Annotated in this window: 9 protein-coding genes; 8 read left to right on the forward strand and 1 reads right to left on the reverse strand. The window is 44.3% G+C overall.

Annotated elements, in window-relative coordinates:
• Window positions 1-11 precede the first annotated feature (11 nt).
• The 6 genes from HMPREF0106_RS20885 to HMPREF0106_RS20860 are packed head-to-tail and all read left to right on the forward strand — an operon-like array spanning window position 12 to window position 9,299.
• Window positions 12-3,224 (forward strand): TonB-dependent receptor, encoded by a 3,213-nt coding sequence (locus tag HMPREF0106_RS20885; protein WP_004314614.1) that lies wholly within the window; start codon window positions 12-14, stop codon window positions 3,222-3,224.
• Window positions 3,225-3,239: 15 nt separating this feature from the next.
• Entirely contained in the window at window positions 3,240-4,508 is a 1,269-nt protein-coding gene (locus tag HMPREF0106_RS20880; protein ID WP_004314613.1) for a RagB/SusD family nutrient uptake outer membrane protein, read from the forward strand.
• A 37-nt stretch (window positions 4,509-4,545) separates the two neighbouring features.
• Window positions 4,546-5,478 (forward strand): phosphodiester glycosidase family protein, encoded by a 933-nt coding sequence (locus tag HMPREF0106_RS20875; protein WP_229097046.1) that lies wholly within the window; start codon window positions 4,546-4,548, stop codon window positions 5,476-5,478.
• 28 nt (window positions 5,479-5,506) lie between these two features.
• A complete protein-coding gene (locus HMPREF0106_RS20870; protein WP_004314610.1) occupies window positions 5,507-6,934 on the forward strand; it encodes a BACON domain-containing protein in 1,428 nt (475 codons plus the stop codon).
• A 49-nt stretch (window positions 6,935-6,983) separates the two neighbouring features.
• Window positions 6,984-7,838 carry a phosphodiester glycosidase family protein gene (locus HMPREF0106_RS20865; RefSeq protein ID WP_004314609.1) on the forward strand — a complete coding sequence of 285 codons (855 nt, stop codon included), beginning with the start codon at window positions 6,984-6,986 and terminating at the stop codon, window positions 7,836-7,838.
• 57 nt (window positions 7,839-7,895) lie between these two features.
• Window positions 7,896-9,299 carry an alkaline phosphatase gene (locus tag HMPREF0106_RS20860; protein ID WP_009038999.1) on the forward strand — a complete coding sequence of 468 codons (1,404 nt, stop codon included), beginning with the start codon at window positions 7,896-7,898 and terminating at the stop codon, window positions 9,297-9,299.
• 663 nt (window positions 9,300-9,962) lie between these two features.
• Here the strand turns inward: HMPREF0106_RS20860 and HMPREF0106_RS20855 are convergent.
• Window positions 9,963-10,394 (reverse strand): acyl-CoA thioesterase, encoded by a 432-nt coding sequence (locus HMPREF0106_RS20855; protein WP_004313074.1) that lies wholly within the window; start codon window positions 10,392-10,394, stop codon window positions 9,963-9,965.
• 314 nt (window positions 10,395-10,708) lie between these two features.
• Between HMPREF0106_RS20855 and HMPREF0106_RS20850 the strand changes: the two genes are divergently transcribed.
• Entirely contained in the window at window positions 10,709-11,272 is a 564-nt protein-coding gene (locus HMPREF0106_RS20850) for an L-threonylcarbamoyladenylate synthase (RefSeq protein ID WP_009039000.1), read from the forward strand.
• A complete protein-coding gene (locus HMPREF0106_RS20845; protein WP_004313072.1) occupies window positions 11,273-13,066 on the forward strand; it encodes a chloride channel protein in 1,794 nt (597 codons plus the stop codon). It begins immediately after the preceding gene.
• Window positions 13,067-13,094 lie beyond the last annotated feature (28 nt).

Here is a 13,094-nt window from a genome sequence, read left to right on the forward strand (position 1 = left end):
AGAAAGTTTCGATGAATAAAGGAACCGCAACATTGGCTGAAATCATCAGGCAGATTGAAAAGCAAACAGACTATTTGTTTATTTACAATGAACGTGAGGTTAGTCTGAAACGGAAAGTATCTATTTTCACTCAGAATGGGACAGTGGCAAGTCTGCTGCTGGATGCACTGAAGGGTACGGAGTTCTCCTATACAATGGAAGGGAAACACATCATCCTTACGAAAAAACAAGCTGAAGCGCTAAGTCCTGTGCAACACAAGAAAAGAATAACCGGTCTGGTGAAGGAATATTCGGGCGAAGCCATCGTAGGATGCAATGTGTCGGTTAAGGGCACTACCATCGGTACAATCACTGATATAAATGGCAAGTATAGCCTTGAAGTTCCCGATAATGCAACCTTGGTCTTTTCATTCCTCGGATATAAGAGTATGGAATATCCGGTGAAAGCACAGCAGACTATCAATGTGACCTTGGGCGAAGATTCAAAAGCACTTAATGAAGTGGTGGTTGTAGGATACGGCACACAACGTAAGGCGTTGGTGACTAATGCAATCAGTTCTTTTAAGCCCAGCGAATCGAATATGCGTCCGGTGTTGACTCCGAGCGAATTACTACAAGGACGAGTGGCGGGTGTTACGGTATCGACCGGCTCCGGCAATTTGGGAAGTTCCGAACGAATGAGTATCCGCGGTGCGGCTTCTTTGAGTGCCAGTAACGAACCTCTGTACGTGGTGGACGGAATTCCCATCCTTAACAGTAACGCTTCCTTATTCAATATGGGGGAAGATTTGAGCTCGATGGCAGTATTGAATCTGACGGACATCGAATCTATTGAAGTATTGAAAGATGCCGCTTCGGCAGCTATCTACGGTTCGCGGGCAACGAATGGCGTGGTGGTGATTACAACCAAATCCGGTAAGGAAGGCCGTTCGGATATTCGTTTGAATGTCAGTACGGGAATCTCCAAATTCGCCAATAAAGGACGCATTAAATATGCGGATTCTGACTTGTATGTGGAAACTTATAACGACGGAGTCGAACGTTATAACCGTCAGAATGGCTATACCGTAGGTTCTGCAGGGTATGTAGTGCCTATCTCCAACCCATTCCAGGGATTACCCGATACGGATTGGCTGGATTTGATTACTCAAGTGGGACATTCTTACAATGTAGACCTCTCCTTCTCCGGCGGAAGCAAGAAAACAAAATTCTATGTGGGAGCCAACTACAATTATCAGGAAGGTATAATCAAGACCAATGACATAACCAAAATCAATCTGAAAGCCAAGATTAGCCACGAAATGACTTCCTGGTTGGAAGTCGGCGCCAATGTCAGCGGTAATTATCTGAAAAACAACCGTGTTCCGGGAGCCAATATCGGTTCTACCATCGTAGCCCGTGCCGTTGAACAACGTCCTTTCGACCGTCCGTACAAACCGAACGGTGACTATTATTTAGGTGGAACCGACGAGTTGGCACGTCATAATCCACTTCAGATTCTGAATGAAGAAGTATCCTATATTGATACCTACCGTTATTTAGGAACGTTCAATGCAGACTTAAAATACAAGAAGTTCAGTCTGAAAAACTCTGTCAGCACCGACATCGGATATACGTATGACTATGTGTACTACAATGAGAATCATCCTTATGGAGCAGGCGGCGGACGTATTGTGGAGTACAACCGCCTGGTGAAGAACTTATTGATAGAGAATGTATTCAACTATAATGATAAGTTCGGTGATTTTGAAGCGGGTTTGATGCTAGGACATTCTTTCCAGAAGATGTCCACCCGTACATCTTCTATCGACGGACGCGGTTTTCCGTCTCCGGTATTCGATACGGTCGGCACGGCTTCCGAAATTTATAATGCTTCGGGCGGCATCTCCGAGTTTGCCATGGAGTCCTACTTCGGACGTATCAACCTGTCTTATTTAGACCGTTACATTCTGAATGTGACTATGCGTTCGGACGGTTCATCCCGTTTTGCCCCTTCCGACCGCTACGGATATTTCCCCTCTGTCTCTTTAGGTTGGAATGTTTCGAAAGAATCTTTCTGGAAATTCCCTCAGACAGACTTGAAGTTCCGCCTGAGTTATGGTAAGACCGGAAATCAGGATGGAATCGGCAATTATGCCTGGCAACCGTTAATGTCCGGCGGCATTAACTACGGCAATAATAGCGGTATGGCTGTCACCAGCATGGGAAACAACAAACTGACATGGGAAACTGCCGACCAGTATGACTTCGGCTTCGACCTGGGCTTTTGGAACGGCAAACTGAATATGATAGCCGATATTTATCTGAAGAATACGAACAACCTGCTTTATTCAATGCCCTTGCATGGAACAAGTGGTTTCACCAGTATCACCAGCAACATCGGTTCCATGCGGAACTACGGTGTGGAATTCTCCATCAACGGCCATTTGAATATAGGGAAAGTCAACTGGACTTCCTCTTTCAACATCTCCCACAACAAAAACAAATTGACTAAACTGCTGGGAGACGACTTGCTTCCGATAGGTTCTAACCGCGCCTTGAAAGTAGGTGAGGAACTGGGAGCTTTCTACCTGTTCCAGATGGACGGGCTCTACCAATATGACGGTGAAGTGCCGCAACCATTGTACGACCTGGGTGTACGTGCCGGTGACGTGAAATATCATGACGCGGATAATAATGGCATTATCAATGATAACGACCGTGTACTGACCGGTTCTTCCAATCCCGATTTCTTCGGTGGATGGAACAATACTTTCAAATACAAAGGTTTCCAACTGGATGTGTTCTTTACGTATATGTACGGAAATGATGTGTATGCCGAATGGGCGGTGACCGCTACCCGTCCCGGATACCGCATGGCCATTACGGAAGATGTCGCCAAGAATCGTTGGACGGCTCCGGGAAGTTCTGATAAATATCCGCGTGCGGTCAATACGCTGTGTGGGCATAACAGCAAGAACTCCACCCGTTTCCTTGAAGACGGCTCTTTCATTCGCTTGCGTTCTCTTACATTCAGTTATACATTCCCGCAAGTAATGTTACAAAAGATTTGTTTGAAAGGTCTGCGTCTCTATGTGCAAGGGGACAACCTGTTGCTGTTCTCCAAATACTCCGGCTGGGACCCTGAAGTGAGTAAGAACATGGACCCGCAGTACTTTGGCGTCGATTTGTATGGAGTGCCGCCTTCCCGTTCGGTCAATTTCGGAATAAACCTTAGTTTCTAATCATAAACGCTCACAATGATGAAAAAGATTATTACTATATTTCTGGGATGCCTGTTGCTGGCTTCATGCAGTGGCATGCTTGATATCGAATCCCACTCCGCCGTATCGCCGGGAAGTGTGACGCCCAAAGACTTATCGGCTTTACGCATGGGAATGTACAATAAGGTACAGAACTCTCCGGCGCGTGAGTCATATATTACATTCGATATATTGGGCGGAGACTTGACTCAAAGTACAGGGAATGCAAGGGACTTGATAAACTCTGTACTTTCCTCACTGAATTCGATCGTAGCCAACAGTTGGAACGGCTATTACAATGCTTTATATCAAGTAAATAATGTTATCTCCATTGTAGAAGACCTTCCCGAATCCGACCTGCGGAATCTGATTATCGGAGAAGCGCATTATTTCAGGGCATATATCTATCATTCACTGGTGACACGCTGGGGTGGTGTGCCTATCCAAAGAGTGAATACGATGGACAAGCCTTTCCGTGATTCGGAAGAAGCAGTGTGGGCATTTATTGAGGAAGAACTCGAAACAGCCCTTGCTTTCTTGGGGACTTCTTCCAGTTGTTACTATGTATCCCGCGATGCCGCCCTTGCACTGAAAGCCCGTGTGATGCTCGAACGTGGCAAAAAGACGGAAGCGGCTGCACTGGCGGAAGGTCTGATAAAGGATGGAAAATACAAACTGGATAGCTTCGACAAGATATTCCGTGGAAAGACCAACACGGAAGTTATCTTTTCCTTCCAATGTCTGGCGGAAGAATCGAATATCACCATTTCCACCTTATTCTATACATATGCTCATCCCAATCACGGCAGCTATGTGTATCGTCCCACGAACGACGTGATGAATATGTATGACGACAAGGATAAACGGAAAGAAGTTTCCATTATCAATGTAGGTGCCGAACCTTGTATCAATAAATATCCGAGCGGACAAACCGGTACCGACCCGGTAGTGATGAGCCGTCTGGCTGAAATGTACCTGATAAGTGCGGAAGCGCAAGGACTCTCCAAAGGTCTGGGACGGCTGAACGACTTGCGGAAAGAACGCGGGCTGGATGCCGTAAATCCGAAGGATGAAGACGAATTTATAGAATATATCCTGGACGAACGCCGGAAGGAACTGCTCGCCGAAGGTTTCAGATATTATGACCTCATACGTACGAATAAGGCAAAGACAATGCTTGGACTGAAAGATTACCAGTTGGTATTGCCTATACCGGGCAAGGAAATGATTTCGAATCCGAACCTGGAGCCGAATCCCGGATATTGATAATGATTGTATTTATACTTATTAAAGAGACAAAATGATGAAAAAACTGATATATGATTCCGCTCTTCTTCTTTTAGGGTGTCTGCTATGGACGGGATGCAATAATGATGAAGACCTGACCGTCTATTCCACCGAGGGCGCGAAAACGGAGTTGGGACAGAAGATAATTGTCGGAAGTGACGGATACGTCGGACAATATTTCTCGGACACTACTTACACGTTGGCTCCGGGTGTAAAGGCTTTGGAGATGGAAATCCTTTCTGCCACAGGTATGGCGGTAAAGATGTTTGTCCTGGAAGTCGATTTGAAAGACACGCATCTGACGATGAAGGCTTCGTCTCCCAAAGACGAAGGCAAGCTCAAGACGAAACAACAAATGACGTTGCAGGCATTGGCACACGACAAACAGGGCAGCCGTGTTCTGGCTGCCGTGAATGGTGATTTCTTTGCTACGGACGGAACACCGCAAGGCATTTACTACCGGAACGGGGTATGCTTGAAGAATACGATGACCGATAATGTATGTACTTTCTTTGCCGTCACGAAGGGTAAGAAGGCGGTGATTGGCTCGTATGACGAATATGATACTTATAAGGATGAGATTCAGGAAGCGGTGGGCGGTCGCGTGCGTTTGATGACGAACGGGAATGTGCTTCCTCAGACATCGACAGCACTGGAACCCCGGACGGCTATCGGCGTGACGGACAATAATGTCGTTTATATTTTGGTTGCCGACGGACGTAACTTTTGGTACTCCAATGGCATGAGGTATGCTGAAATGGGAGCTGTCATGAAAGCGTTGGGAGCGAAGGATGCTATCAATCTGGATGGCGGTGGTTCGTCTACGTTCATTATCCGCTCGAAGGCGGGATTTGAAGAGAACCGTTTTGCTATCCGCAATTGGCCTTATGATAATGGCGGTGTCGAAAGAGCAGTTGCCAACGGACTGTTGGTGGTGACCGATAATTAATAGTTTGAATCTTAATAGTTGAATCATTATGATACGAAATAATAGAATGTATAGTTGCTGGCAAGGTCTATGGGGAATCATCTGTTGTCTGTCCTTGCTGCTGGGTATGGCAAGCTGTCAGGACTTTACGGATGATACGGGACGCACAATGCCCGAACCGGATTTGAAGTTTGCGGACGGAACGCTGAATCTTCCGTTGGAAGAAAAGGAATATACGGTGGATATCGAATCCAATCTGCCTTGGCGTGTGAAGACTTCCGCCACTTGGATTGACTTGCTTTCATCGAACGGGATGGGTACGGGAAGTTTCAGAATATCGGTATCCAAGAATGCGAATGTAGCTCCCCGCGAAGCGGAAATTGCAGGCTGGATTATCGAAGGTGCCGAAACAAAGCTGAAAGTGGTACAGGAAGGAGTGGGCATCGCTTTAAAAAAACGTGCGGTGAAAGTAGGTGCGGAAGGCAGTGCGGAAGAGGTGATACCTTTTTCGACAATGGTTACTTACACATACGAACTATCCGAAGGATGCGACTGGATACACGTTACCGACGGGGCGGCAATTACTCCGGGCGTCATCAATGAATCGGAACTGAAATTGGCGATTGACCCTTATACGGATATAGACGAGGGACGTACCGCCTCATTGTACCTGAAAGGTTCGAATGGGATTACCGACGTACTGACAATAACGCAGGATAAGAAACCTTTGGGAGACATCGATTACCTGAGAATGTTCTACGAAAGTGCGAACGGAGATAACTGGACGAAGAAATGGAACTTTGACGCTCCACTGGAAACTAACCCGACAAACTGGTTCGGATTGAAGTTTGAGAATAAGAGGGTGGTTGAGATTGATATTCAGTCCCCGAATAATATCGAAGGAGATATTATCCCCTTATGCAACTTGTCGGAACTGAGAAGCATAAAGTTCAAACATCAGAAGTTAGCAGGTATTCCCGAGGAAATAGGACAACTGTCCCAATTGACCACTTTATGGATAATAGAATCTGCTGCAAGCGGAAACTTGCCGGAATCTTTGGGAGAATGTGAATTATTGACTAGCTTTAACATCTCAAATCATCCAACTTCCACTCCGGCCGGATTTAACAACACGTTTACTGGTAATCTGGATATGTTGATAAATATCCCCGGTATGGTGACAATAAAGGCATATTGTAATAATTTGAGCGGGCCGCTTCCGGTTATTCCGTTAGACGGAAACAATAAACCGACCACTTGGAAGAGCCTGAAAGAGTTTATGATTTATACCAACGGATTCAGTGGAAGTATCCCTTACGGATATGGAACGGTAATCGAGAAGAGTGGTTCGAGTGGTATATTCAGAGTGAATGATAATCAGTTGAGTGGACAGATACCTGCGGATATCAAGGCATGGTCGCAATATGCAACCCGGAAAGCTGCGTGGATATTGCAAGGGAATAGTCTTACTGAATAAGATAACTTAATTAATTTATTAACTTAACACATTTATCTGTCTGTTTACAATGAGAAAATACTTCGTTATCCTTGTCTTAGCTCTCTGTTCCGTCGGAACATTGAAAGGGCAGACCGCATCAGATTCTTTGGCAATCGTTTCTGCACAATGGGAGATAATACATGCTCAAAAGGGAATTATCCACAAGAGTGCGTCTATACCTCAGCTTTATCAGTGCCCCCAAGTTATCAACCTGATAGAGATTGACCCCGGCAAAGGGATGAAAGCGGGTATTGCCATATCGGACGGTATGAAAAAGACAAGCCGGATAGCTTCCGAACATCATGCGCTTGCGGCAATCAATGGTTCTTATTTTGATATGAAGCATGGGAATTCTGTCTGTTTCCTGAAAACAGACAGGCAAGTGATTGATACGACAACGATAAACGAGTTTAAACTACGTGTCACGGGAGCCGTTTACGAACGGAAAGGAAAGATGAAGCTGATTCCCTGGAACAGACAGATAGAAAAAAAATATAAGCGAAAGGTGGGTACAATATTGGCATCCGGACCGTTATTATTAAAAGACGGTCGGGTATGCGACTGGAGCTTGTGTGGAAAGGACTTTGTCCAGAATAAGCATCCCCGTAGTGCTGTTTGCATGACGAAGGATGGAAAAATACTGCTTGTCACGGTGAACGGACGTTTTCCGGGGCGTGCCGAAGGGGTGAATATCCCCGAACTGGCACACTTGCTTCGGATATTAGGCGGTAAGGATGCGTTGAACCTGGACGGTGGCGGTTCCACAACATTATGGCTGTCGGGGGCACCGGAGAATGGTGTCGTCAATTATCCTTGTGATAATAAACGTTTCGACCATGCCGGAGAACGCGGAGTGCCCAACATCATTTATGTTTATGAATAACCTTATTGTTTATCAGCTATCGCACGACTTGAAGTTGCGAATAAAATGGAAAATGAAATGAAGAAACTTTTAAGATGCTCCCTGTTGGGGCTATTATTATTGTGCAGTGTCGTTGTAAACGGAGCGCAAGTCCCCAAATATATCTTCTTGTTTATCGGTGACGGCATGGGATTCAACCATGTGGAAGCAACCCAAATTTATGCGGAGAAAGTAGGAACAGATACGGGCGAATGTTCACTGTTATTCCCCACTTTCCCTGTGATGACTCAAGTATGCACGCGCTCGGCTTCTCACTTGATTACGTGTTCATCCGCCGCAGCTACCGCTTTGGCTACCGGAGAAAAAACGACGAACTATGTAATCGGAATGGATGCGGAAAAGAATCACGGGTTAAAATCCCTGGCACGCCAACTGAAAGATAAAGGTTATAAAATAGGAATAATCACTTCTGCTTCTATCGACCACGCTACCCCCGGTGGATTTTATGCTTCACAACCCGACCGTTCTATGTATTACGAAATAGGAGTGGATGCCGCCAATTCCGGTTTCGATTTCTTCGGTGGGGCGGGATTGCTCGAACCTCGCAGCAAGCGTAACCTTTCGGCGCCTTGCCTTTATGACCTGTTCAATCAGAAAGGCTATACGATGTTTCGTGGAATGGACGCTTATAACCGTGCTGCTGCAAAGGATAAAATTCTCCTCTTCCCAACCGATACAGTGAGCAAAAGCCTGAAATATGCGATGGACCGTTCCGCCAAAGACTTGAGTTTGCCTGACTTGACAAAAGCCTGCCTTGCTAATTTTCAGGAAACCGCGAAGAAGGGTTTCTTTATGATGGTAGAAGGCGGAAAAATAGATTGGGCGGCCCATGCCCACGACGGTGGCGCTGTTGTGAAAGAAACCATTGACTTCGACCAATGTATCCGCTTGGCTTATGATTTCTACAAAAAGCATCCGAACGAGACATTGATATTAGTGACTGCCGACCACGAAACGGGCGGTCTTGGACTGGGCAACTCCGATATGAACCTGAATATCGACTTGCTTCAATATCAGAAGTGTTCACAAGAAGCCTTGACTGCTGCTATGCGTGAAATGAAAAGCGGAAAGATGATTCCTTCGTGGGAAGACATGAAAGCGTTTCTGAAAAAGAACCTGGGCTTTTGGGAACAAATTAAGATTACTCCGCGTGAAGAACTTGAATTATTGGTTTGCTACGAAGAGTCTTTCTTGAAGAAGAAGTCGAAAGATGTGGTCAGCCTTTACGCGAAAGATGAACCTTTAGCGGTGGCTGCTATTGCCTTGTTGGATAAGAAGGCGTCATTGGGATGGACAACTAAAACGCATACGGGAGCACCCGTGCCATTGTATGCGATAGGCAAGCAGGCTGTTCTTTATTCGGGCAGGAGAGACAATACGGATATGGCTAATGTTTTGCGGAAATTATTCCTTATCAAATAGGGAGAGGTTTATCAATCAAGAATGTGAGTCAGTATTTGAGTTAGAGGAATCCCGTATGAAAATGAACTAAGCCAATACTGAACATAAATATATGGCTGGATACTACATAATGTCGGCTCTATATGGCGATTTTGACGTTGATTTATTAATCGACAACTGGAGTCGGCCACTTAGCTGACTGAAGTCGGCTGCTTAGTCAACTGGAGTCGGCTATATAGCCGACTTTAGTCGACTGATACGATGTCGGCTGTTTCAATCCGGTATCCGGTCATATTCTTCTTACGTTCTTCCACATAAGAAAACACCTGAGTTTTTGTTTGAACTAGAGCTTCTTTTCTTAAAAGTGTGAACAGTGTGAAGGATGTGAGGAGTTTAAAAATGGGGTTGTGAAATCACAGCAAACATCTGTTATTCTACAGTTTATGAGACTGTGAAAAGCGTGAAAGATAAAAGATGAACTTTTATTATAAAGGGTATCTAAATTTATACTTTTGTCAGCTATCATTTTCTGTACTAGATATTTTATGCCTTATTAATTAAGGTACAAAAATAGGCAATTTCTGTTATATAGCGGACATGAATCAGAATAAAACTTTTTCCGGAGAATTGGTTTTGCTTGTTTTGTTTCTCATTCGTGAGGGGGCTTTTTCAAAAAAAAACTATCTATGCTTTTTGCAAGTCCCGTTCTTCATATTTGCAGATCGCCTCTATCCATTCTTCTGTCAGTGGCATGGATTCATGTCTTTCAAGATCGAAAGTAACCATAACAGACTTGCAGATACATTTTACTTCATTCGTTTCTGTGTCGATAACCCGCTGGATCAGGTGAAAGCTTTTGGTGCCTATCTTAGAAACAGCAGTCTGTACGGCGATATGATCGGATGCGAATATCTGTTTGACGAAATCCGCTTCGATGTGGACAACGACAATCCCGATCTTTTCCCAATCTACTCCGGGGCATACTGAAGCGAAGTATTCAGTCTTTCCTAAGTCGTAAAAGGAGAAGTAAACTGTGTTGTTGACGTGACCAAATTTGTCTACATCATTGAATCGCAATTGGATAGGTAATGTGTGATGAAATACGATTTCTTCCATTGTTTTCTCTTAAACGTTTTAAATTCGACACAAAAATGGCACTTTTGCTTTCTTGCTTGAAATTGAGGCAAAGATAGAGATTTCTAATGATTCTGCTTTCGGAGATAAGGAAGATTTTCGTTAATAATCGTTTAAAACGAAGTTTTGGGATGTTTGTTCTGTTAGGGAAACACGCTTGTAATAATGTAATAGTTAAATTGTTGTCTGCCAATAGTTGATTTTAAAGGGTGATTTAAAAACGTCAGGATAGATTTCACTAAATGGAATAAATGTGTTATTTTTGCGTCTTGTTCTTAACGGAAATTAATCAAGAAATGATAGAAGATATTAAAAAAGCCTGTCAGGTGATGAATGAAGGAGGAGTGATCCTTTATCCCACTGATACCGTATGGGGTATAGGCTGTGACGCGACTAATGAGGAGGCTGTACGCCGGGTGTATGAGATTAAGAAACGTGCTGATAGCAAAGCTATGTTGGTGTTGGTGGACTCTCCGGTTAAAGTGGATTTTTATGTACAGGATGTACCTGATGTAGCATGGGATTTGATTGAAGTTGCCGACAAGCCGTTGACGATTATTTATTCCGGAGCACGAAATTTAGCACCTAATCTGCTGGCCGAAGATGGCAGTGTCGGGATTCGTGTGACGAATGAAGATTTTTCCAGAAGACTCTGTCAGCAGTTCCGTAAAGCAATTGTTTCTACTTCGGCTAATGTCAGCGGGCAGTCGGGTGCTGCTAATTTTAGTGAAATTAGTGATGAAATCAAATCGGCGGTAGATTATATCGTTGGCTTTCGTCAGGATGATATGAATAAGCCGAAACCCTCAAGTATTATTAAGTTGGAAAAAGGTGGAGTGATAAAGATAATTCGCGAATAAATGAAAGGGGAAAAACTTAGTTTATTGCAGCGTTGTATCAAATGGCGGGAAGCGAACATAAAGGAAAAGCAATTTATCCTGATATTAAGTTTCCTGGTCGGAATCTTCACTGCGTTTGCTGCGTTAATATTGAAATTCTTTATCCATCAGATACAGAATTTCCTGACTAATAATTTCAATGCAACAGAAGCTAACTACCTGTATTTGGTATATCCGGTAGTCGGTATTTTCCTTGCAGGTTGGTTTGTGCGTAATATTGTAAAGGATGATATCAGTCATGGGGTCACCAAAATTCTATATGCCATCTCCCGTAGGCAGGGACGTATCAAGCGACACAATATCTGGTCGTCTACTATCGCCAGTGCCATAACCATCGGATTTGGTGGATCGGTCGGAGCAGAGGCGCCGATTGTACTGACAGGTTCGGCAATCGGTTCCAATCTCGGGAGCGTGTTTAAGATGGAGCATCGCACGTTGATGCTGCTCGTAGGTTGTGGTGCGGCAGGTGCCATTGCCGGTATTTTTAAAGCTCCGATTGCGGGACTGGTATTTACCTTGGAAGTGCTGATGATTGACTTAACCATGTCTTCTTTGCTTCCCCTGCTGATTTCTGCCGTGACAGCAGCAACTGTTTCGTACATAGTCACTGGTACGGAGGCTATGTTTAAGTTCCACCTCGATCAGGCATTCGAACTGGAGCGTATTCCTTTCGTTATCTTGCTGGGAATTTTTTGTGGGCTGATTTCGTTGTACTTCACACGTGCCATGAATTCGGTAGAAGGTGTATTTGGCAAACTCAATAACCCTTACAAGAAACTGGCTTTTGGTGGTGTGATGTTGAGTGTATTGATTTTCCTTTTCCCACCTCTTTATGGTGAAGGATATGACACGATTAATCTTTTGTTGAATGGAACGTCTGCCGAAGAGTGGGATACGGTCATGAACAACTCTATGTTTTATGGCTATGGCAATTTGTTGCTGGTTTATCTGATGCTGATTATCTTGTTGAAAGTATTTGCTTCCAGTGCAACAAACGGTGGCGGTGGTTGTGGTGGTATCTTTGCTCCTTCGCTTTATTTGGGATGTATTGCCGGTTTTGTTTTCTCTCATTTTAGCAATGACTTTGCTTTCTCCGCTTATTTGCCGGAGAAGAATTTCGCATTGATGGGAATGGCGGGAGTAATGAGTGGTGTCATGCATGCTCCATTGACAGGGGTGTTCCTGATAGCCGAGCTGACAGGTGGATATGATTTATTTCTTCCGTTGATGATTGTATCTGTAAGTTCATATCTGACAATTATTGCTTTCGAACCTCATAGTATCTATTCGATGCGTTTGGCTAAGAAGGGACAATTGCTGACACATCACAAGGATAAAGCTGTGTTGACGCTGATGAAAATGGAAAACGTGGTGGAGAAAGATTTCGTTGTCGTACACCCGGAAATGGACTTGGGCGAACTGGTGAAAGCAATTGCAGCTTCCCATCGAAATGTCTTTCCGGTGACAGATAAGAAAACGGGTGAATTGTTGGGAATTGTATTGCTCGACGATATTCGCAACATCATGTTCCGGCAAGAACTTTATCATCGTTTCACTGTTAATAAATTGATGATATCTGCTCCTGCCAAAATCTTCGATACGGATGGAATGGAGCAGGTTATGCAAACATTTGACGATACGAAAGCCTGGAATCTTCCGGTTGTAGATGAGGAAGGCCGCTATCAGGGATTTGTCTCTAAATCAAAGATATTTAATTCGTATCGGCAAGTGCTGGTACATTTTTCAGAAGACTAATCTGTGCCTAAGTAATGATAACAGATTT

Origin of the sequence: Bacteroides sp. D22, assembly GCF_000163675.1 — a bacterium.
Lineage (GTDB): Bacteria > Bacteroidota > Bacteroidia > Bacteroidales > Bacteroidaceae > Bacteroides > Bacteroides xylanisolvens.